Raw genomic sequence first — 20166 nt, 5'->3', positions numbered from 1 at the left:
CGGCCTGCTCAAAAAGGGGTATATGCAATGATTGCAGATGCGAGCGCTGTTTCCCCTCAACTCGACGCGCAGGCGCTGCGTGATCTCGCATTCGCCGCCGGGGCGGACGATGTCGGCTTCGTCGCAATCGACGATCCGGCGCTCGACGATCAGCGGGCGGAAATTTTGAGCGTCTTTCCCTTTGCGCGAACGCTCATTTCCTTCGTCGTTAAAATCAATCGTGAAAATCTTCGCAGCCCCGCTCGATCGCTCGCCAATCACGAATTCCATCACGCTGCCGACGCCTGCGACGAGGTTGCGCATGTCATCGTCAAATTCCTGGAGACGCGCGGCCGTCGCGCCGGCTATCCGCCGGCTGGCTTTCCGATGGAGGCCGATAATTGGCCGGGGAAAATGTGGACGATCTCACACAAGCCGGTCGCCGTCGCCGCCGGACTCGGGCGGATCGGCGTTCACCGCAACGTCATCCACCCGAAATTCGGCAATTTCATTCTGCTCGGAACCGTGGCGGTCGATCTGGACGTTGCGCATGTTTGCGCGCCGCTTGATTTCAACCCGTGCCTCGAATGCAAGCTCTGCGTCGCCGCCTGCCCCACCGGCGCCATCGCGCCCGACGGTCATTTTGATTTCGCCGCCTGCTACACGCATAACTACCGCGAATTCATGGGCGGCTTCTCGGATTTCGTCGAAAACATCGCCGACGCCAGGGACGCGCGGAGCTATCGCGACAAGGTCAGCGATTCCGAAACCGTCTCCATGTGGCAAAGTCTGGCGTTCCGACCGAACTACAAAGCGGCCTATTGCATGGCGGTCTGTCCGGCGGGCGAGGATGTGATCGGCGCCTATGCCAATGACAAAAAGAATTTCCTGCGCACTATCGTCGATCCGCTGCAAAAGAAGGCCGAGACCATCTATGTGACGAAGGGTTCGGACGCCGACGACTATGTGGCGCGTCGCTTTCCAAATAAGCGGATCAAACATGTCGGCGCGGTCTTGCGGCCGACCAATGTCGATAATTTCCTGGCCGCGCTGCGCCATATCTTCCAACGCCACAAGGCGGCGGGAATACAAGCCGTCTATCACTTCAGCTTCACGGGCGCGCGGCGCCGGCAGGCGACCGTCGTCATCGCCGACAAGACGATTTCGGTGCAGGACGGGCTCGTCGGCCGCGCAGATTTCACCGTCACGGCCGACGGGGAGACGTGGATTCGTTTTCTGCGCAAGGAAGCAAGCCTTCCCTGGGCGCTGCTGAGCCGCCGCGTGAAACTTCGCGGCGACCCGCGTCTGCTCCTGGCCTTCGCCAAGTGTTTTCCGGCGTGACTACCCCGCGAGCCGCGCCGGCTCTTTCGCATGCGCTGAAACAATCTCGCGCGCCTGCTTGCCGACAAGCTCGGCGAGATGATCGAAACGCGCCTGGAAGAAGCCCGCGCCAGCGGTCGCCGAACGCAGCTCGACGATGAGATTGTCCATCTCGGCTTCCGGAATGAGCGCTTCCAGCTTGTCCCAGCCTTCCCAGCTCTCGCGCGGACCGAAGCCCATGATCTGCCCGCGACGGCCGGAGACGAGTCCGGTCGCGCGCGACATGGCTTCGCTCGGGACGAAGATGTCGACGGCGAGAACGGGCTCCAGCAGGATCGGCTCCGCTTTTCCCAAGGCTTCGCTCATGCCGATGCGCGCCGCCGTGCGGAAGGCCATGTCGGACGAGTCAACCGTGTGATAGGAGCCGTCCGTCAGCACGGCCTCGACATCGACAACGGGAAAACCGAGCGGTCCGTGACTCATCGCGTCCTGACATCCGGCTTCAACCGAAGAGAAATACTGCTTCGGCACGGCGCCGCCATGCACCCGTTCGGCGAAGGCGAAACCCTCTCCGCGCCCGCGCGGCGCGATCTCCAGCACGACGTCCCCGAACTGGCCATGGCCGCCTGACTGCTTTTTATGCCGGCCGCGCACGGTCACTTTATGGCGGATCGTCTCACGATAGGCGACTGTCGGCTTCGAGACGTCGACGGCGACGCCAAAACGCGATTGCAGCCGCTCCAGCGCCACGCGCAGATGCATCTCTCCTTGCCCGTACAGCTTGATCTGCGACATTTCCTGATCATGGACGAAGACGATGGACGGATCTTCGTCGACCAGTTTCGCCATCGCCGCCGCGAGACGCATCTCGTCCTTGCGATCCTTTACGGAAAGCGCCAGCGCGTGAACGGGATCGGGAATCGGCGCGCGCGTGGCGAGCTTGGCGACCTCGGTCCTGCCGTCCGCGACCACTGTATCGCCCGTATGCGCATGCTCCAGCCTGCCGAGCGCGACGAGATCGCCTTCCTTCGCTTCGTTCGTCTTGGAGATATTCGCGCCCATCACGCGCGACAGGCCCGAGACGCGATCCTCGCCATGGGCGGAAACGACAGTCTGCCCATCGGCCAAAGCGCCGCGCAGCACGCGGGCGACGGAAAGCTTGCCGCCATGCGACGTGTGGATCGTGCGCAGAATGCGCGCCAAAGGCGGTCCGCCCTCGGCGACGCCCAACCGCGCCCGCGTATCGGCGATCCCCGGCCCTTCGTGACGCAGCGCCTTCAACAGGCGCGTGACGCCAGCGCCGCGCGCGGCCGAACCGATAAAGACCGGCGCCACAAGGCCGGCGCGTAATTCCTTGGTCAGATCGTCGAAGACCTGATCGCGCGGCGGCTCGATATCCGAGATGAGCTCTTCCATCAGCGCGTCGTCATAATCGGCGAGGCGCTCCAACATGGAGTAACGCGCCTCCTTTTCAAGCGCGGCCTCGCCTTTCGGAATTTCAATCACTTCCGAAGGCGCGTGTTCACGGTAGACAAAGGCGCGCTCCAGGGCGAGATCGATGAAGCCGACGGCGACGCCATTACTCCAGATCGGAATCTGACGCATCAGCAGCGGCGTGCGCGACGCCGGCTGCAGGATCGACAGCGCGTCGCGCATGTCGATGGAGGCGTCGTCGATTTTGTTCAAGAAGAGAAGATGCGGGACGCCCAACTCCTCCAGTTGACGCAGCGTCAGTTGCAGCGCGGGGATTTTGCGCTCATCCGCTTCGCAGACGACGATCGCCGCGTCGACGACGGGAAGAATGTTCTTCGCCTCATGAGCGAATTCCACCGAGCCGGGAAGATCGATGAAACTGTAGCGATCGCCCATGTAGTCGACGCTCGCGACGTTCGACTCGACGCTCATCTTGTGCGCGCGCGCCTCGGGGCTGGCGTCGCCGACGCTCGAGCCGTCGGCCACGGAGCCTTGCTTCGGAATGGCGCTCGCATGCGCCAATATGGATTCGAGGAGAGTCGTCTTGCCGCTTTGGAAGGGACCGGCCAGCGCAATCAGGCGCGGACCGCGCGCTCTCGCTTCGTGGGAGAAGGTCGTTTCGCCCATTCTATCCTCCCTATGTAACGGAGCCTTATGCGCGGCTCCGTCACCTCATGCTCCCACCATGTCTCCAAACGCGCAAGACGTTATGCCGCCGCGCGCATGCGCCACGGTCCTCAACGCGGACTTGGATCTCGCCCGCTCGCCTGCGCGCTCGCATTGCAGCATGCGCGGCGTTCAGCGCGCGGACTCGGCCGGGGCTGACGACAAAGCCGCAATCGCACGAAGCTGGCCGGAGACTTCCCCGCACCGGCAAAGCAGGCTAGAAGCGCTTTCGTTTTCCGCAGGAGCCAGAAGAATGCGTCCCAGCAAGCGCACGCCCGACGAAATGCGCCCGGTGAGTTTCGAGCGCGGCGTCGCCCGCTACGCCGAGGGCTCGTGCCTCGTAAAATTCGGCAATACGCAGGTTTTGTGCGCCGCGTCGCTCGAAGACAAGCCGCCGCCATGGCTGCGCGGCCAGGGGCGCGGCTGGGTGACGGCGGAATATTCCATGCTTCCGCGCGCGACTCACACCCGCACCCGCCGCGAGTCGTCGGCCGGCAAGCTCTCCGGCCGCACGCAAGAAATCCAGCGCCTTATCGGCCGTTCGCTGCGCGCCGTGACCAATCTGCCGGCGATCGGCGAGCGCCAGATCGTGCTCGACTGCGACGTCATCCAGGCCGATGGCGGCACGCGCACGGCTTCGATCACCGGGGCCTGGCTCGCGCTGCGCGACTGCTTTGAATGGATGCGCTCGCGCTCCATCGTCAAGGAGAACCCGCTGCGCGATCATGTGGCGGCGGTCTCCTGCGGCATCTTCAACGGAACGCCGGTGATCGATCTCGATTACGCCGAGGATTCAACCGCGCAAACCGACGCGAATTTCGTCATCACAGGCTCCGGCGGTCTCGTTGAAATTCAGGCGACCGCGGAAGTTGCGGTATTCTCGCCGGACGAACTCTCCGCCATGCTCGCTCTGGCGCAGAAGGGCGTCGGAGAGCTTGTTGCGCTGCAAAAAGCCGCGCTGGCCCAGGGCTGACGAGAAGCGCTAATCGCGCTTCTTCGCCCGCGCAATTTCGCGCCAGCCAATGTCGCGGCGGCAGAAGCCTCCCGGCCAGTCGATCGCATCGACCGCCGCATAAGCTTTCGCTTGCGCCTCGGCGACGCTATCCGCAAGCGCCGTGACGTTGAGGACGCGTCCGCCCGCCGCCAGCAGACGCGCCCCCGCCGCGCGCGTGCCGGCATGGGTGACGACGACGTCCGGAGCCGCCTCCGCCTTTTCGACGCCCTTGATCTCCGACCCGGTGAGCGGCGTGGCCGGATAGCCCTTCGCCGCGAGCACCACGGTCAACGCGACGCGTTGCGAAAAACGCGGCGGCGCCTCGGAGACTTCGCCGCGCGCGGCGGCGAGCATGATGGAGAGAAGGTCATCCTCCAGGCGCGGCAGGATGACCTGCGCCTCCGGATCTCCAAAGCGGTTGTTATATTCGATGAGCTTGGGACCGTCCTTCGTCAGCATGAGCCCCGCATAGAGCACGCCCTTGAAGGGAGCGCCCTTCTCCCGCATCGCGCGCATGGTCGGCTCGATAATCTCCGCCATCACGCGCGCTTCGATTTCCGGCGTCACGACGGAAGCCGGCGAATAGGCGCCCATGCCGCCGGTGTTCGGCCCCGTGTCGCCGTCCCCGACGCGCTTGTGATCCTGCGCCGTGGCGAAGGGAACCGCGCGCGTTCCGTCGCAGATTGTGAAGAAGGACGCTTCCTCGCCCTCGAGAAACTCCTCGATCACGACTTCCGCGCCCGACTGGCCGAAGACGCCGGCGAACATGGCTTCGACGGCGCGCTCGGCTTCGTCGAGCGTCGTCGCCACGACGACGCCCTTTCCGGCGGCGAGCCCATCCGCCTTCACGACGATCGGCGCGGTTTTCCGCCGCAGATAAAGCAGCGCGGCGTTCTTGTTCGAAAAGCGCTCATACGCCGCGGTAGGGATCGCGTAATCGCGGCAAAGATCCTTGGTGAAACCTTTGGAGCCCTCGAGTTGCGCCGCATCCTTCGTCGGCCCGAAAGCGAGAATGTCCGCGGCGGTCAACGCGTCGACAAGGCCGCCGATCAGCGGCTGCTCCGGCCCCACGACGACGAGCGCAATTCCCATCTCGCGGCAGAAACGCAGGACCGCAACATGATCGCCCGCGTCGAGATCGACATTTTCGCCCACGCGCGCGGCGCCGGGATTGCCGGGCGCGATATAGAGGCGGGTCAGCAGCGGACTTTTCGCAAGCGCATTGGCCATTGCGTGCTCGCGCCCGCCCGATCCGATGAGAAGCACGTTCATATGTCGATGGCCCCGGCTGTAACCTTCCCTGCCCCGCGCGCGGGGAGAGGGAATTAGCGCGTATCCCGCCAAAAAGGAAAGTGGCGTCCCAGCGCGATGAACGGACTTTTTTCAGCTATAAGGATTTTATTCCTTGACAGCCGGACGCTCCTCCAGTAGAGAAAGCACATGCTCCACAATTGCGCTTGGGCGGCGGAGCGGATTTTCCTCATTCATTAGGCGCGCCGACTTCGCCTCTTCCGGGCGAAAGGCGGCGCGGCAAATCATGCAAGATAAACCTTCCCCGCCACGCGCGAAGATCGCGCGCGCGAAACTTCTCTACGATGGAGGCGCGCGCATCGCTGAGGTCACGACGCTTCTCGGCATGACCGATTATGAGTTCCGCCTCTTTCGCGACGCGAATGGCTGGCCGCTCCGCGCGCCGGCGTGCATACGTAAAGAGGCGGCGGGCGGGCAGCCGGATGAGAAGATAAAGCCGAAGCGCCCGCCATTGGACGCCAGCCGACTCATTGCGCGGCTGGAAGACGCGGTCGAGCGCGAATTCGCGCGCGCCGAGTCCGCGCTCGAAAAGCAGGCGCCCAAGACGATCGAAGCGAGCGCGCGCGCATTGGCGACGCTCGTCAAGACGCTGGCGGAACTGAAGCGCATGCGGCGCGAAACGAACGAAAAAGAGGAAGCGACGCGCGCCGATGACGATCAACGCGACGAGCCGCCCCGCGAACTGGCCGAACTCCGCGCGGAGCTTGCTCGCCGACTCGAGCGCCTGGGCGGCAGCGGGGAAACTGGATGAGCTCGTCGAGGGAATGTCTGCGCGCGAGCTTTCGCGGCTTCTCGCCGACTGGGAGTTCGTCGCGCGCAAGGATCAATGGCCGCCCGACCTGGCGACGAACGGCCAGCCCTGGCGCCAATGGCTCATACTTGGCGGCCGCGGCGCGGGAAAGACGCGCGCGGGCGCCGAATGGGTGAAGGGGCTCGCCTTCGGCCGCGCGCAATTCTGCTCATCGCCAGTCGGCCGCATCGCGCTGATCGGCGAGACGGCCGCCGATGTGCGGGACGTCATGATCGAGGGCGTCTCCGGACTGCTCGCCGCGCATGATCCGCGCGACCGCCCGCGCTGGGAAAGTTCACGCCGTCGCCTGTTGTGGGACAATGGCGCGGTTGCGCAAGCTTTCTCGGCCGAGGACCCGGAAAGCCTGCGCGGTCCGCAATTTCACGCCGCCTGGTGTGACGAACTCGCCAAATGGCGCTACGCCAGGGAGACTTGGGACATGCTGCAATTCGGTCTGCGCCTTGGCGACTGGCCGCGACAGCTCGTGACCACGACTCCGCGGCCGACGCCCTTGCTGAAAGAACTGATCGCGCATCCGGCGACGGCGCTGACCCGCGCATTGACGCGCGAAAACGCGGCCAATCTGGCGCCCTCCTTTCTGGAAAGCGTGATCGCGCAATATGCCGGCACGCGGCTCGGCCGGCAGGAACTCGACGGCGAGATGATCGAGGAGCGCAAGGATGCGCTATGGACGCGCGGCATGATCGAAGCGCTCCGTGCGGCCAAGGCGCCCCCGCTCGCACGCATCGTCGTCGCGATCGATCCGCCGGCGAGCTCCGGCAAGCGCGCCGATAATTGCGGGATCGTCGCCGCCGGGATCGACGAAGCCGGCATCGTCTTCGTGCTGGAGGACGCAACGCTCGAAGCGGCGCGCCCCGCGCAATGGGCGCGCACGGCGATCGCGCTCTATCACAAAATGTCCGCCGACGCGCTTATCGCCGAGGTCAATCAGGGCGGCGACATGGTGCGCGCAGTGCTGAACGAAGCCGACGCTTCCGCGCCCGTCACCATGGTGCGCGCGACGCGGGGCAAATATCTGCGCGCGGCGCCGGCGGCGCAGCTCTATGAGCAGGGCCGCGTGAAACATGTCGGCGCCCTGCCCGCGCTCGAAGACGAGATGTGCGACTTCGGGCATGACGGCCTGTCATCGGGCCGCTCGCCCGACCGACTCGATGCGCTCGTCTGGGCGATCACGGCGCTGGCGCTGACGCCAAAGGCGCCGGAGCCGCGCATGCGGCGGGTGTAGCGCTACGTCACCGCACGGCAATGACGGCGCCAAGAGACTTAATCACCTTAGAGACCCCAACATGCCCTCAATCTTCACACGCCTATTCGGCGTGACGGCGACTATGCGCGAAGCGAAAGCGTCTCGCACGGCGAAAATGCTCGCCATGCATTCTCTTCGCGGCGCGAGCTGGACCTCGCGCAACAGCGTGGCGCTGACTCGCGAAGGCTATGAACGCAATGCGGTGTGCCATCGCTGCGTGCGCATGGTCGCGGAAGCCGCGGCCTCCGTGCCCTGGCTCGTCTATGAAGGCTGCGAGGAGGCGATCGACCATCCGCTGCTCGCCTTGATCGAGCGCCCCAATCCGGCGGACACCTGCGTCTCCTTCATCGAGGCGATCTGCGCCAATCTGCTGCTCTACGGCAACGCCTATATCGAATCCGTTCTTCTGGACGGGCAATTGCGCGAGCTTTACGCGCTGCGTCCCGATCGCATGAGCGTGGAGCCGGGACGAAACGGATGGCCCGCCGCTTTCGTTTATCGCGCGCAAGGCGAGGAAACGCGCTTCGACATGACGGGCGAAGGGATCGAGCCGATCCTGCATATCCGCCTCTTCAACCCGCTCGACGACCATTACGGCTTCGCGCCTCTCGCCGCCGCGCAGGTCGCGCTCGACACGCACAACGCCGCGAGCTTCTGGAACAAGGCGCTGCTCGACAATTCCGCGCGGCCCTCCGGCGCCCTCGTCTATGCCGGACCCGAGGGCGCGCATCTCACCGACGCGCAATTCGACCGGCTGAAGGCGGAGCTCGAGGAAAACTTCTCGGGCGCCGAGAACGCCGGCCGCCCGCTCCTGCTCGAGGGCGGTCTCGACTGGAAGGCGCTGTCGCTGTCGCCCAGGGACATGGATTTCGCAGAGTCGAAGGCGGGAGCCGCGCGCGAGATCGCGCTCGCCTTCGGCGTGCCGCCTTTGCTGCTCGGACTGCCGGGCGACAACACATTCGCAAATTACAGCGAGGCCAATCGCGCATTCTGGCGCCAGACCGTGCTGCCGCTCGTCATGCGCGTGCAGAAAAGCTTCCAGGCCTGGCTGCGCCCCGGCTTCGATGATTTTCGCTTCGACTACGACGCCGATCGACTTGAGGCGCTGGCCAGCGAACGCAGCGCGGAATGGGAGCGCGTCGGCAAGGCCGATTTCCTTTCCAGCGACGAGAAGCGGGAGGCCGTCGGCTACGGCCCGCGCGCCCCAGCCATGGACAACCCGAAATGAGCGACATCCTCGACGCCATTCTCGAGCGCGGCGATCTCGCCCATCTCGCGCTCTTCCTCTGGGCCTGCGTCGCGACGGCGCAGGCGCATCTCGCCATGCGCGAAGTCAGCGAAGCGACGCGTCGCCTCGACGCCTTCGTGCGGGAACTCGCCCGGTTCAACCGCCGCTGTGGGAGCGACCCATGACGCATAGACTGTTTCGCATGCCATTCCAGAAACGCGGACGCCGGCGCCCGCCGCACGGCGCCGAAGAGGTCTCGCGGATCTTCAGGACTTTTGTGAACGTCCTGGCGCAAATGCACGCGCGCAGCGCCGCCGCGCCGGAGAAAAATTGATGGCGCCGCGCGAAACCAAGCGCGCCGAGACGCCTCTGTCCTGCGCAAGTCCGACGGGCGTTATCGAAGGCTACGCTTCGCTGTTCGGCGTCGCCGACAATGGCGGCGACGTCGTGATGCCGGGGGCTTTCGCCCGATCGCTCGCCAGGCGCGGCGCCTCGGGCGTCAAAATGCTGTGGCAGCACAATGCGGCGGAGCCCATCGGGGTCTGGACGTCGATCGTCGAGGATCGGAAAGGCCTCAGAGTTTCCGGACGGCTCGATCTATCAGTGGCGCGCGCCCGAGAGGCGCTGTCATTGCTCGGCTCCGGCGCCGTCGATGGTCTTTCCATCGGTTTTCGGGCCAAACGCGCAACCGCCGACAAATCGACCGGCCTACGGCGTCTGCATGAAATCGATTTGTGGGAAATCTCCGTCGTAACCTTTCCCATGCTCGATCAGGCTCGTGTGGGCGCGTTGAAACAGGACCGACGCCCCCGCCAGCGCGCATCGGCTCTCTTGCGCCTGAAAGCGCAGCAAGCTGCGCGAAACTTTCAACGTCAGCTCGCTTTTTATCGCGCGCAATCGCAGCTCTGAATTTTTCCAGATCAGTCGCGTCGTCGCCGTCCGGCGCGACTGCATGCTCACGACGGCTCTTCCACTCACGCCAACGCCGCGCGTCGGGAAACGACCGGCGCCGCGCTCCTCAAGAGGCTTGAATGTCATCGCTCGAACTCAAATCCGCCGGCGAGGAAATCGTCGCCGATCTCAATCGCGCCTTCAGCGCCTTTAAGGAGGCCAATGACGAACGCCTGGCGCAGATCGAGACGCGCATGGGCGGGGACGCCGTCACCGAAGAGAAGCTCGCCCGCATCGACCTCGCGCTCGACGAAACGAAATCGCGGCTCGACCGCCTTGCCCTGGACCTCTCGCGTCCACGGCTTGGGGAAGGCGCGCGCATGGAGGAGCATGGCGCGCGCGAGCACAAATCGGCCTTCGATCATTATATGCGCTCCGGCGAGGCGGGCGGGCTGAAAGCGCTCGAAGCCAAAGCGATGTCGCGCGGCTCCGGACCGGATGGCGGCTATCTCGTACCCGTCCCGGCCGAGCGCGAAATCCTGCGTCGTCTCGCCAAATTCTCGCCCATCCGCTCGATCGCCAGCGTGCGTGAAATTTCGACGCAGTCGCTGCGTCGCGCCTATTCCACAACCGGACCCGCATCTGGCTGGGTCGCGGAAGCCGATCCTCGCCCGCAGACGGCCAATCAGCAGATCGCCGACATGAATTTTCCGGCCATGGAGCTTTACGCCATGCCGGCCGCGACCCAGGCGCTGCTCGACGACGCCGTCGTGGATATCGAGCAATGGATCGCGGATGAAGTGCAGGTCGCTTTCGCCGAACAGGAGGGCGCCGCCTTCGTCAATGGCGATGGCGTCAACAAGCCCAAGGGCTTTCTCGCCTATACGACAGTCGCCGACGCGAGCTGGAGCTGGAACAATCTCGGCTATGTCGTGACCGGCGTCTCCGGCGCCTTCGCCGCCTCCAATCCCTCGGATGCGCTATTCAACCTCGTCTATGCGCTGCGCGCGGGATACCGGCAGAACGGCAAATTTGTGATGGGACGCCGCGCGCAATCTCTCGTGCGGCAGTTCAAGACGACGACGGGCGATTATATCTGGTCGCCCCCGGCGACAGCGGATGGCTCGGCCTCGCTGATGAATTTCCCCGTCGTCGAAATCGAGGACATGCCCGACCCGGCCGCGAACAGCTTCTCCATCGCCTTCGGCGATTTCGAGCGCGGCTATGTCGTGGTCGATCGCGTCGGCGTCCGTGTGCTGCGCGATCCCTATTCCGCCAAGCCCTATGTGCTCTTCTACACGACGAAGCGCGTGGGCGGCGGCGTTCAGAATTTCGAGGCGATCAAGCTGCTGAAATTCGGCGTTTCCTGATCGCTTATCGTTTCGTCCGCGGCGCCGGGCCGCCGCGGACTCTCTTCCTGAAGAAAAGAACGGAGCCGGCATGCGACCCATGCTTATCGGCGCGCCCGCGATCGAGCCCGTCTCGCTTGCGGAGGGAAAGTCATGGATGCGCGAGGACGCCAGTGACGAGGACCAGCTCATCCAGGCGCTCATCGTTTCCGCGCGCATGACTCTCGAAGCCTATACGAGGCGCTTCTTCGTCACGCAGAATTGGCGACTCGCGCTCGACGACTGGCCGCAAAGTCTGAGCGCGACGTCGACGCTCATTATTCCCTATGCGCCGTTTCAAACCGTCACCGCCATTCGCGTCTATGACAGCGACGACAATGCGCAGACCATCCCCGCCGGGACCTACCGCGCGCCTCCGGGCGGCGATGGCGGCCGCCTGATTTTCACGGCCGCGCCGATCGCTCCGGGGCGCAGCCGGGACGGCGTCGAAATCGACGTCACGGTCGGTTACGGCGCGCTTGCGAGCCAGACGCCGGAACCCTTGCGTCGCGCCGTAATGACGCTTGCGGCGCATTGGCGCGAGAAGCGCGGCGACGACGCCGAGGATGCGCTTCCAAAATCGGTTATGCAACTCGCGGCCCCCTTCCGTCGCGAGCGCCTTGCATGAGCCCGCGCCCGACAATCGGCGACCTGCGCCAACGCGTGACGATCGAGGCGCCGGTGGACGCGCCCGACGACATTGGCGGTTTCGTTCGAACTTATGCGACGCTTGCGCAAGTGTGGGCGCTGGTCGAGAGGCGCGGCGCGGGCGAACAATTCATCGAGCAGCGTCTCGAGCAATCCGCCCGCTTCGCCGTGACGATACGCTGGCGCGTCGACGTGACGAGCCAGATGCGGATCATCTTTCGAGGCCGGAAGCTGTCGATCGAGAGCGTCGAGGATTTGGACGGCAGGCGCCGGTTCCTCCTTTGCATGTGCGAGGAAATCTCATGAGGGCGCGGTCATGACTTCTTCTCCGGTGATCGCGTTGCGCAAGGCAGTCAAGACGCATCTGCTCGCGGACGCCGGCATCGTCGCCGCGCTGGGCGGCGCAAAGATTTTCGACGAAGCGCCGCGAAATGGCGATCCGCCTTACATTCTTTTCGCCGACGCCCAGATGCGCGACTGGTCCGCGCAGGCGTCGCGCGGCGCCGAGCAGATCATGGCGCTCGCCGTCCTGTCGACGCAGCGCGGCCTCGGCGTCGCGCTCAATCTCGCGCAAATGGTCGTCGATCGTCTCGACGAAGCGCCGCTCGCACTCGACGGTCACACGCTGATCGATTTGCGCTTCGTCTCACTCGACACGCGTCGCGACCAGAGCGGGCGCTTTGCGCGGGTCACGATGCTGTTCCGCGCGACAACCGAATTCTTATAGAGGATCACCATGGCCGCCCAAAAAGGCAAGGACCTTCTTCTCAAGATCAGCGACGGCGCGAGCGGCTTCGTCACGATCGGCGGGCTACGCACCCGTCGCATCGCGCTCAACGCCGACACGATCGACGTGACGGACGCGGAGTCCGCCGGACGATGGCGAGAATTGCTTGGCGGCGCGGGCGTGCGCCGCGCCAGCGTCTCCGGAACCGGCATTTTCAAGGACCAGACATCGGACGCGCTTCTGCGGCAGGTTTTCTTCGACGGCGCGCTGCGCGACTGGCAATTCGTCATTCCGGATTTCGGCGTGCTCGCTGGACCGTTCCAGGTCTCCAATCTCGATTATCGAGGGGAGCATGCGGGCGAAGTCACCTTCGACATTTCGCTCGATTCCGCCGGCGCTCTGACGTTCACGGCGGTTTGACATGGCCAATGCGAAACGCGGAGAAATCCAGGCCGATCTCGACGGCGAGGCCTATACGCTCTGTCTCACATTGGGCGCGCTGGCGGAGCTCGAAAGCGGCATGGGAGCCGCCGATCTCGTCGCGCTCGCCGCGCGCTTCGAAGCCAACCGGCTTTCGGCGCGAGACATATTGCGCATCATCGGCTGCGGGCTTCGCGGCGCGGGCCATGCGCTGACGGATGACGACGTTTCACGGATGAAAGCATCGGGCGGGCTTGCGGGCTATGTGCGGATCGCGGCGGAGCTTCTCGCCGCGACCTTTGGCGACGCGCCGGAGACGCAGACCGCAAACCCTCCGAGGCCGCAGGACGCCTGAAAGCGAGAAGCGAGACAGCGGCGCACGCGTCCTCCCCGCGCGCGCCTTTTCCCTTTTCGCGCGCCATGGCCTTCGGCCTGGGCGTCCTGCGGCTCGCGCCGGCGGATTTCTGGACCATGACGCCGCGCGAATTGCAGGCGGCGGCCGAAGGCGTTTACGGGCGCCTCGTGGGTCCGCCGACGCGCGCGGCGCTCGATGCGCTCATGCGCGCTCATCCCGATGGAAGCCACACAGATGGATAAGGCCGACAATTTCCCTGACATATTCAACCAGCCAAGCGCCTCCGCTCCGCTCGCCATGCATGATCTTGCGTCGAGGAAGCAGCTCCTCGATCAGATCAACGCATCCGGCGAGAAGGCGGCGCGCACATTGTCGACCGGCTTCGGCGCGGCGTCCGCAAGCGGCAAAAGCTTCAATGAAACACTGGCGACGATCGGCGAGACGCTGGCGAAGATCGCCCTGCGCGCCGGCATGAAGGAGCTAACGCAGGGCTTGCTCGCAAATCTTGGCGGAATGTTCGCCGGCGCCTTCGGCAATCAGCAGATTACGCCCTTCGCCGAAGGCGGCGTGATCGCGAGCCCGGCCTATTTCAACAATGGCGGCGCGATGGGCCTGATGGGCGAACGCGGCGTCGAGGCGGTCATGCCGCTCGCCCGCGGACCCGACGGACGGCTTGGCGTCGTCTCGCCAAAGAGCGACGCGCGGCCGGTGTCCGTCACGGTCAACATCGCCGCACAGAACATTGACAGCTTCCGCCGATCCGAAGCGCAGATTACCGGCGCGCTGGCGCGGGCGGTTGCGCGCGGGCAACGAAATCTCTGAGGGACGCGCATGACCGACTTCCATGAAATCCGCTTCCCGCTCGATGTTTCGCTTCATGGGCGCGGCGGGCCGGAACGACGCACGGAGATCGTTACGCTCGGCTCAAACCGCGAATCGCGCAACGCCCGCTGGGCGCATTCGCGTCGGCGCTATGAGGCGGGCTATGGCGTGAAGACCTTGGCGCAGCTCTCCCAGGTGATCGATTTTTTCGAGGAGCGGCGCGGACGGCTCTACGGCTTCCGCTGGCGCGATCGCGCGGACTTTTCGTCTTGCGCGCCAGGCTCGACCCCGGGGCCGACCGATCAAACGCTTGGAACAGGCGATGGCGCGCGGACCGTCTTTCAGCTCACCAAGACCTATGGCGGCGCCTTTTCCGCCTATGTTCGGGCGATCGCGAAGCCCGTCTCCGCAAGCGTGCGCGTGGCGATCGACGGCGCGGAGATAACGGCGGCGCAATTCAGTCTCGACGCCGCGACAGGCGTCGTCACGTTCTCGCCGAACCATATCCCGCCAGCGGGCGCGACCGTGACGGCGGGTTATCAATTCGACGTGGCGGTGCGCTTCGACACGGACTTCCTTGAAATCGACATGGAAGCCTTCGAGGCCGGCGCGATCCCGAAGATTCCGCTCATCGAAATCATTCCTTGAGGAATCACGATGCGACAACTCACCGTTTCGATGCAAGCGAAGCTCGACGCGCGCGCAACGACGTTCTGCCATTGCTGGCGTCTCGCGCGGCGCGACGGCGTGATCATGGGCTTTACGGATCATGATCGCGATCTGGCTTTTGGCGACGTGACATATCGCGCCAATACGGGCCTCTCCGCTTCTCAAATCGAGTCCATGCTCGGCTTCGGCGTCGGCGGCGCAGAGGCGTCGGGCGCTTTGGTGGATGACGGGCTATGCGAGACCGACCTCCTCAACGGCCTTTATGACGGCGCGTCAGTCGAGACGTGGCTGGTCGACTGGAGCCGTTTGGAGGACCGAGCGCTTCTCGACGTCTGTACAGTCGGGGAAATCCGGCGCGGCGAGCACGTCTTCAGCGCCGAATTGCGTTCGGCGGCGCATGTCTTCGATCAGCCGCGGGGCCGCGCCTTCCAACGCGGCTGCGCCGCCGATCTCGGCGACCCGCGATGCCGCGTCGATCTCGACGCTGCGAGCTTGCGCACGACGGGCGCCGTCGTCGCCTTTGCGGGCGGCGTGCTGACGCTCGATCTCGCCGCGCCTTTCGAGACCGGCTTCTTCGCCGCCGGCGCGCTGTCCTTCCTGAGCGGCGCCAATGAAAGGGTGCGCCTTACCATCAAGACTCATCGGCAGGATGGTCTGCGCGCGTCGATCGCCTTTTGGACGCCGCCGGGCGGCTCCATCTCGCCGGGCGACATGGCGTCGCTCGTCGGCGGCTGCGACAAGTCGCCCGGCGCTTGTCAAAACAAGTTCGACAACATCGTCAACTTTCGCGGTTTCCCGCATATGCCCGGGAATGATCGCGTGATCGCCTATCCAAATTCGCTCGCAAAGGCGATGGACGGCGGGAGCTTTTTTCGATGACGACGCGGGACGAGATCATCGGCACCGCGCGGCGCTGGATCGGGACGCCCTATGTGCATCAGGCGTCGCTTATCCATGTCGGATGCGACTGCCTGGGCCTTGTTAGAGGCGTGTGGCGCGAAACGATCGGCGAAGAGCCGGAAGCCGCGCCGCCCTACACGTCGGATTGGCGCGAGACGCCCGGCTTCGAGACCTTGCTCGACGCGGCGCATCGGCACTTCGCGCCGCTCGACGTCGCGGATTTTCGCGCAGGAGACGTTGTCGCCTTTCGCTTTCGCGATCATCTGCCGGCGAAGCATCTCGGCATAGCGACCTCGCCTACGCATATGGTGCATGCGCATAGCGGCGCCTGCGTCGCCGAAATTCCCATCGGCGCGCATTGGCGCAAACGCATCGCCGGCGCCTTCGCTTTTCCCGGCGTCGCCGACTGAACAACCCAGACGAGAGATCTGCATGGCGACGCTGGTTCTTCAGACCATCGGCTCGGTCGTGGGCGGCGCGATTGGCGGGCCGGTCGGCGGCGTGGTTGGCCGCCTCTTGGGCGGTCTCGGCGGCGGGCTGATCGACCAGGCGCTGCAACCGCAGGCCTCGTCGCCGCGCTACAGCGTCGGCCCCCGGCTCAAATCCATGGACGGGATCGCTTCTACGGAAGGCGCCGGCGTTCCGCGCGTCTATGGACGCGCGCGGATTGGCGGTCAGATGATCTGGGCGACGCGCTTCCTCGAGCGCGTCAACGCCGTCTTCGAGTCGCAGCCGCGCAATGGGAAAGGCGGCGGCGGCGGAGGCCAGCCGAAAGTCAACTTCACTTACGTCTATTCCGCGAATTTCGCGATCGGCCTCTGCGAGGGGCCGATCGCTTTCGTAAGGCGCATTTGGGCTGACGGCGCCGAGCTCGACATGACGACGCTGCCGATCCGCATCTACAACGGAACGGAGGATCAGGAACCGGATCCGCTGATCGCCGCCAAGGAAGGGCCCGGCAATGTTCCCGCTTATCGCGGTCTCGCCTATATTGTCTTCGACGATCTCGCGCTCGCACCTTTCGGCAACCGCATTCCGCAATTCACCTTCGAGGTCGTGAAGCCGGTATCGGGCGTCGGCGAGATGATCCGCGCGATCGATCTCATTCCGGGCGCGACGGAAGCCGGCTATCTTCCATCGCTGAAACTCAATTTCTGGGCCCCTGGCGCGACCGACGCCGAGAACCGTCATCAATATACGGCCGGAACGGATTGGGAAGCGTCCATCGACGCGCTTCAGGCGCTTTGTCCAAATCTCAAAAGCGTCGCTCTGGTCGTCGCCTGGTTCGGCGACGACATTCGCGCGCAATATTGCAACGTGGCGCCGCGCGTCGATGCGCGTTTCAAGACGATTGGGGAATTCAATTATATTCTCGGTCCTTTCTGGCCGCCGGATTGGAGCGTCGCGGGCCAGACGCGCGCGACGGCGACGCTCGTGTCGCAGATAGACGAACGCTCCGCCTATGGCGGCACGCCAAGCGACGCCTCGGTTCTCGGCGCGATCAAGGACCTCGCGGCGCGCGGCCTTTCCGTCGTGTTCTATCCATTTCTGATGATGGACGTTCCGGCGGATAATGCGCTTCCTAATCCCTACACCGGCGCAAGCGGCCAGCCGGCCTTCCCATGGCGTGGACGCATCACATGCGATCCGGCCCCAGGCCGCGCCGGTTCGCCCGACGCGACGCCGGCAGCCGCTTCACAGGTCAGCGCCTTCGTGACGCGCTATCGCAGTTTCATCCTGCATTACGCCAATCTCTGCGCGTCGGCGGGCGGCGTCGACGCCTTTCTCGTCGGCTCGGAATTTATCGGTCTGACGCGCGTTCGCTCGGGCGCGGGACAATATCCTTTCGTGTCGGCGCTCGCCGCTCTCGCCGCCGACGTGAAGGCTGTTCTCGGTCCCGCAACGAAAATCTCCTACGCCGCCGACTGGACGGAATATGGCGCGCATGTCCCGGCAGCGGGCGAATTGCGCTTTCCACTCGATCCGCTCTGGGCGTCGCCTTCGGTGGATTTCGTTGGCGTCGACGTCTATTGGCCGCTCTCCGATTGGCGTGACGGCGACGCTCATCTCGATGCGCAGGTCGCGACGAATGTTCATGACCTCGACTATCTGAGGGCGCGCGTCGCCTCGGGCGAAGGCTATGACTGGTATTACCCCGATGCGGCCGCGCGGTCGGCGCAAAGCCGCATGCCGATCACGGACGGTCTGGGCAAGCCCTGGGTCTATCGGCAGAAGGACTTCGTTTCCTTTTGGTCGCAGCCTCATTACGAACGCGTCGGCGGCGTCGAACTCGCCGCGCCGACGGCATGGGCGCCTCAATCCAAGCCCATCTGGATCACGGAGACAGGCTGTCCCGCGGTCGATCGCGGCGCGAATGCGCCCAACGTCTTTCCCGACGCGCGCTCGAGCGAAGGCGGCTTGCCTTACTTTTCCCGGGGCGGCCGAGACGACCTCATCCAGGCGCGCTTCATCGAAGCGACGCTCACGCATTTCGATCCGCTGCGGCCGGGCGGCGCGACCGCCAATCCGATTTCGGCGATTTACGGCAAGCCGATGGTCGATCCCGAGCGCATCCATATCTGGTGCTGGGATGCACGGCCTTTCCCTGCTTTTCCAACTCAAAGCGGCGCCTGGAGCGACGGACCGAATTGGGAGACCGGCCACTGGCTCAATGGCCGGCTTGAAGGCGTCCCGCTCGACCGCCTGACGACGGCGCTCGCAAACGACGTGGATGCGCCGGAGCTTTCCATGACGCGGCCCAAAATCGGCGGCTTTGTCGACGGCTATGTCGTCGATCGACCGATGTCGCCGCGCGAGGCGATCGATCCGCTGGCGGCGCTTTACGGCTTCGATGCGATCGTCAATGGCGGCAGGATCGATTTTGTCGATCGGCGCGGACGCGTCGTGCGTGAAATTTCGGAAGATGATCTCATCGCCGGCAAGGAAATGTCTCTCGTCACGCTGACGCGCGCGCAGGAGAGCGAACTGCCGCATGAGATCGCGCTGTCTTACGCGGATTCAGAAAACGATTTCCAGATGTCGCGCGTCCTGTCGCGGCGGCTCGAGGGATTTTCGGCGCGCCAGAGCGAAGCGCAGGCGGCGGTGATGACGCATCGCGCCGACGCGCAGAAGCTGGCCGATATCTGGCTGCAGGATTTGTGGGTCGGCCGCGAGTCGGCGGAATTCACCCTTCGTCCCGGCCTCGTCGCGCTGGAGCCGGGCGATGTGGTGCGTCTCGGCGCGGCGGGAGGCGGGAGGTTTTTTCAAATCCAGCGCGTCACGGACGGTTTGGCGCGCGCTGTCAGCGCGCGGGCTGTCGATCCGAGCGTCTACGATGCGCCAGCGCGAAAGGCCGAAAGGAGCCCCGCCTCCTCGCCCAGAATGATGGGTCCCCCGCGTATCGAAATTCTCGATCTCGCCGTCACGCGGGCAACGCCGGCGCTGTCTTACATCGCCGCTTTCGCCGATCCATGGCCGGGCGCGCTCGCCATCGTGAAGGGCGCGGCCATATCCATCTCCGAAACTGTCAGCGTGATCGAGAAGCGCGCGATGATCGGCGACACGATCGACGTCTTGCCGCCGGGGCCGGTCGGGCGCTTCGACAATGGGTCGAGCGTCACGGTTCGCTTCGCCGCAGGCCAGCTCGCCTCCGTGGACGATCTCGCCGCATTTGCAGGGCGCGCCGCGATGGCCATACGCGGCGCGGACGGCGCGTGGGAGGTTTTCGCGTTCACGCGCGCGGAGCTCGTGGGCGAAAAGACCTATCGCTTGTCGCGCCTGCTTCGCGGGTTGGGCGGGGAAGAAAACCTCGCGAGCCGCGCCGCGCCGCCTGGATCGACGGTAGTTCTGCTCGACGACGCGCTCGTCCCCCTTGCGCGGGAGGTTTCAGACATCGGCGCGCCGATCGCCTACGCCATCGGGCCCGCCGATCGCGATATGGCGGACCCGCTTTATGTTCGGATGACCGCGACGGCGACGCCGAAGGCGCTGACGCCTTACCCGCCGGCGCGACCGCGCGCGCGCCGAACGCCGGACGGAATCATGATCGACTTCCTCCGTCGCTCGCGCGTCGACGGCGATGCCTGGGAGAGCGTCGACATACCGCTCGGCGAAGCAAGCGAAGCTTATGAAGCCGAGATCGTTCTGCCGGCCGGCGCCCGCACGCTCTCGGCGGCGGCGCCGTCGATCCTTTACCCGGCGGCGCAGGAGCTCGCCGATTTCGGCGCGCCGCAGAGCGCGCTCAATCTATCTCTCTATCAGATCAGCGCCGTCGTCGGACGCGGCTTCCCCTACTCCGGCGTTCTTTTCATCGAATAGG

The 20166-nt window shown here is 65.0% G+C and carries 21 protein-coding genes; 19 read left to right on the top strand and 2 right to left on the bottom strand.

Annotation, left to right across the window (positions count from 1 at the left end; all coding sequences use genetic code 11):
• Positions 1-27 precede the first annotated feature (27 nt).
• A complete protein-coding gene (locus tag MMG94_RS18070) occupies positions 28-1320 on the top strand; it encodes an SCP2 sterol-binding domain-containing protein (RefSeq protein ID WP_016918785.1) in 1293 nt (430 codons plus the stop codon).
• On the opposite strand, the gene MMG94_RS18065 is transcribed toward MMG94_RS18070, so the two are convergent.
• The gene (locus MMG94_RS18065; RefSeq protein ID WP_016918784.1) at positions 1321-3399 is read right to left on the bottom strand and encodes an elongation factor G; all 2079 of its coding nucleotides are present in this window, start codon (positions 3397-3399) and stop codon (positions 1321-1323) included.
• A 292-nt stretch (positions 3400-3691) separates the two neighbouring features.
• On the opposite strand from MMG94_RS18065, the gene rph reads away from it, so the two are divergent.
• Positions 3692-4411, top strand: a complete 720-nt coding sequence (gene rph, locus MMG94_RS18060) for a ribonuclease PH (RefSeq protein WP_026016074.1) — start codon at positions 3692-3694, stop codon at positions 4409-4411.
• A gap of 9 nt (positions 4412-4420) precedes the next feature.
• On the opposite strand, the gene purD is transcribed toward rph, so the two are convergent.
• Entirely contained in the window at positions 4421-5704 is a 1284-nt protein-coding gene (purD, locus tag MMG94_RS18055; RefSeq protein WP_016918782.1) for a phosphoribosylamine--glycine ligase, read from the bottom strand.
• A 265-nt stretch (positions 5705-5969) separates the two neighbouring features.
• Between purD and MMG94_RS18050 the strand changes: the two genes are divergently transcribed.
• From MMG94_RS18050 to MMG94_RS17970, 17 genes are all read left to right on the top strand, one after another.
• Positions 5970-6494 (top strand): hypothetical protein, encoded by a 525-nt coding sequence (locus MMG94_RS18050; RefSeq protein ID WP_016918780.1) that lies wholly within the window; start codon positions 5970-5972, stop codon positions 6492-6494.
• Positions 6495-6507: 13 nt separating this feature from the next.
• Entirely contained in the window at positions 6508-7779 is a 1272-nt protein-coding gene (locus tag MMG94_RS18045) for a DNA-packaging protein (protein ID WP_051001089.1), read from the top strand.
• 61 nt (positions 7780-7840) lie between these two features.
• On the top strand, positions 7841-9028 hold the full coding sequence (locus MMG94_RS18040) for a phage portal protein (RefSeq protein WP_016918778.1): 1188 nt from the start codon (positions 7841-7843) through the stop codon (positions 9026-9028).
• On the top strand, positions 9025-9213 hold the full coding sequence (locus MMG94_RS18035; RefSeq protein WP_016918777.1) for a hypothetical protein: 189 nt from the start codon (positions 9025-9027) through the stop codon (positions 9211-9213). Before MMG94_RS18040 ends, MMG94_RS18035 begins: the two co-directional genes overlap by 4 nt.
• A gap of 148 nt (positions 9214-9361) precedes the next feature.
• Positions 9362-9937 carry an HK97 family phage prohead protease gene (locus MMG94_RS18030; protein WP_016918775.1) on the top strand — a complete coding sequence of 192 codons (576 nt, stop codon included), beginning with the start codon at positions 9362-9364 and terminating at the stop codon, positions 9935-9937.
• A 122-nt stretch (positions 9938-10059) separates the two neighbouring features.
• On the top strand, positions 10060-11289 hold the full coding sequence (locus tag MMG94_RS18025; RefSeq protein ID WP_016918774.1) for a phage major capsid protein: 1230 nt from the start codon (positions 10060-10062) through the stop codon (positions 11287-11289).
• Positions 11290-11359: 70 nt separating this feature from the next.
• On the top strand, positions 11360-11935 hold the full coding sequence (locus MMG94_RS18020) for a head-tail connector protein (RefSeq protein ID WP_026016072.1): 576 nt from the start codon (positions 11360-11362) through the stop codon (positions 11933-11935).
• A complete protein-coding gene (locus tag MMG94_RS18015; protein WP_016918772.1) occupies positions 11932-12261 on the top strand; it encodes a phage head closure protein in 330 nt (109 codons plus the stop codon). The genes MMG94_RS18020 and MMG94_RS18015 overlap by 4 nt, the downstream gene beginning before the upstream one ends.
• Before the next feature lie 10 nt (positions 12262-12271).
• A complete protein-coding gene (locus tag MMG94_RS18010; RefSeq protein ID WP_016918771.1) occupies positions 12272-12682 on the top strand; it encodes a DUF3168 domain-containing protein in 411 nt (136 codons plus the stop codon).
• Between the two features lie 9 nt (positions 12683-12691).
• Positions 12692-13102 (top strand): phage major tail protein, TP901-1 family, encoded by a 411-nt coding sequence (locus tag MMG94_RS18005; protein WP_016918770.1) that lies wholly within the window; start codon positions 12692-12694, stop codon positions 13100-13102.
• A gap of 1 nt (position 13103) precedes the next feature.
• Positions 13104-13457, top strand: coding sequence for a gene transfer agent family protein (locus MMG94_RS18000; protein ID WP_016918769.1), 354 nt, complete (start codon positions 13104-13106; stop codon positions 13455-13457).
• A gap of 65 nt (positions 13458-13522) precedes the next feature.
• Positions 13523-13699 (top strand): rcc01693 family protein, encoded by a 177-nt coding sequence (locus tag MMG94_RS17995; RefSeq protein ID WP_016918768.1) that lies wholly within the window; start codon positions 13523-13525, stop codon positions 13697-13699.
• Positions 13692-14279 (top strand): phage tail tape measure protein, encoded by a 588-nt coding sequence (locus tag MMG94_RS17990; RefSeq protein WP_016918767.1) that lies wholly within the window; start codon positions 13692-13694, stop codon positions 14277-14279. Before MMG94_RS17995 ends, MMG94_RS17990 begins: the two co-directional genes overlap by 8 nt.
• Positions 14280-14288: 9 nt before the next feature.
• Positions 14289-14927, top strand: coding sequence for a DUF2460 domain-containing protein (locus tag MMG94_RS17985; protein ID WP_016918766.1), 639 nt, complete (start codon positions 14289-14291; stop codon positions 14925-14927).
• A gap of 9 nt (positions 14928-14936) precedes the next feature.
• Positions 14937-15827, top strand: a complete 891-nt coding sequence (locus tag MMG94_RS17980) for a DUF2163 domain-containing protein (protein WP_026016071.1) — start codon at positions 14937-14939, stop codon at positions 15825-15827.
• Positions 15824-16258 (top strand): NlpC/P60 family protein, encoded by a 435-nt coding sequence (locus MMG94_RS17975; protein WP_016918764.1) that lies wholly within the window; start codon positions 15824-15826, stop codon positions 16256-16258. The genes MMG94_RS17980 and MMG94_RS17975 overlap by 4 nt, the downstream gene beginning before the upstream one ends.
• A gap of 22 nt (positions 16259-16280) precedes the next feature.
• Positions 16281-20165 carry a baseplate multidomain protein megatron gene (locus tag MMG94_RS17970; RefSeq protein ID WP_016918763.1) on the top strand — a complete coding sequence of 1295 codons (3885 nt, stop codon included), beginning with the start codon at positions 16281-16283 and terminating at the stop codon, positions 20163-20165.
• Position 20166: the final 1 nt, after the last annotated feature.

Source organism: Methylocystis parvus OBBP, assembly GCF_027571405.1.
GTDB lineage: Bacteria > Pseudomonadota > Alphaproteobacteria > Rhizobiales > Beijerinckiaceae > Methylocystis > Methylocystis parva.
The sequence above is the reverse complement of the archived record's forward strand: the minus strand, read 5'-3'. Positions and strand labels throughout refer to the sequence as shown.

Excerpts from the sequence above, each read along its gene's own strand:
- MMG94_RS18070 (WP_016918785.1), top strand. The coding sequence starts at position 28 with ATGATTGCAGATGCGAGCGCTGTTTCCCCTCAACTCGACGCGCAGGCG.
- MMG94_RS18065 (WP_016918784.1), bottom strand. The coding sequence starts at position 3,399 with ATGGGCGAAACGACCTTCTCCCACGAAGCGAGAGCGCGCGGTCCGCGC.
- rph (WP_026016074.1), top strand. The coding sequence starts at position 3,692 with ATGCGTCCCAGCAAGCGCACGCCCGACGAAATGCGCCCGGTGAGTTTC.
- purD (WP_016918782.1), bottom strand. The coding sequence starts at position 5,704 with ATGAACGTGCTTCTCATCGGATCGGGCGGGCGCGAGCACGCAATGGCC.
- MMG94_RS18050 (WP_016918780.1), top strand. The coding sequence starts at position 5,970 with ATGCAAGATAAACCTTCCCCGCCACGCGCGAAGATCGCGCGCGCGAAA.
- MMG94_RS18045 (WP_051001089.1), top strand. The coding sequence starts at position 6,508 with ATGTCTGCGCGCGAGCTTTCGCGGCTTCTCGCCGACTGGGAGTTCGTC.
- MMG94_RS18040 (WP_016918778.1), top strand. The coding sequence starts at position 7,841 with ATGCCCTCAATCTTCACACGCCTATTCGGCGTGACGGCGACTATGCGC.
- MMG94_RS18035 (WP_016918777.1), top strand. The coding sequence starts at position 9,025 with ATGAGCGACATCCTCGACGCCATTCTCGAGCGCGGCGATCTCGCCCAT.
- MMG94_RS18030 (WP_016918775.1), top strand. The coding sequence starts at position 9,362 with ATGGCGCCGCGCGAAACCAAGCGCGCCGAGACGCCTCTGTCCTGCGCA.
- MMG94_RS18025 (WP_016918774.1), top strand. The coding sequence starts at position 10,060 with ATGTCATCGCTCGAACTCAAATCCGCCGGCGAGGAAATCGTCGCCGAT.
- MMG94_RS18020 (WP_026016072.1), top strand. The coding sequence starts at position 11,360 with ATGCGACCCATGCTTATCGGCGCGCCCGCGATCGAGCCCGTCTCGCTT.
- MMG94_RS18015 (WP_016918772.1), top strand. The coding sequence starts at position 11,932 with ATGAGCCCGCGCCCGACAATCGGCGACCTGCGCCAACGCGTGACGATC.
- MMG94_RS18010 (WP_016918771.1), top strand. The coding sequence starts at position 12,272 with ATGACTTCTTCTCCGGTGATCGCGTTGCGCAAGGCAGTCAAGACGCAT.
- MMG94_RS18005 (WP_016918770.1), top strand. The coding sequence starts at position 12,692 with ATGGCCGCCCAAAAAGGCAAGGACCTTCTTCTCAAGATCAGCGACGGC.
- MMG94_RS18000 (WP_016918769.1), top strand. The coding sequence starts at position 13,104 with ATGGCCAATGCGAAACGCGGAGAAATCCAGGCCGATCTCGACGGCGAG.
- MMG94_RS17995 (WP_016918768.1), top strand. The coding sequence starts at position 13,523 with ATGGCCTTCGGCCTGGGCGTCCTGCGGCTCGCGCCGGCGGATTTCTGG.
- MMG94_RS17990 (WP_016918767.1), top strand. The coding sequence starts at position 13,692 with ATGGATAAGGCCGACAATTTCCCTGACATATTCAACCAGCCAAGCGCC.
- MMG94_RS17985 (WP_016918766.1), top strand. The coding sequence starts at position 14,289 with ATGACCGACTTCCATGAAATCCGCTTCCCGCTCGATGTTTCGCTTCAT.
- MMG94_RS17980 (WP_026016071.1), top strand. The coding sequence starts at position 14,937 with ATGCGACAACTCACCGTTTCGATGCAAGCGAAGCTCGACGCGCGCGCA.
- MMG94_RS17975 (WP_016918764.1), top strand. The coding sequence starts at position 15,824 with ATGACGACGCGGGACGAGATCATCGGCACCGCGCGGCGCTGGATCGGG.
- MMG94_RS17970 (WP_016918763.1), top strand. The coding sequence starts at position 16,281 with ATGGCGACGCTGGTTCTTCAGACCATCGGCTCGGTCGTGGGCGGCGCG.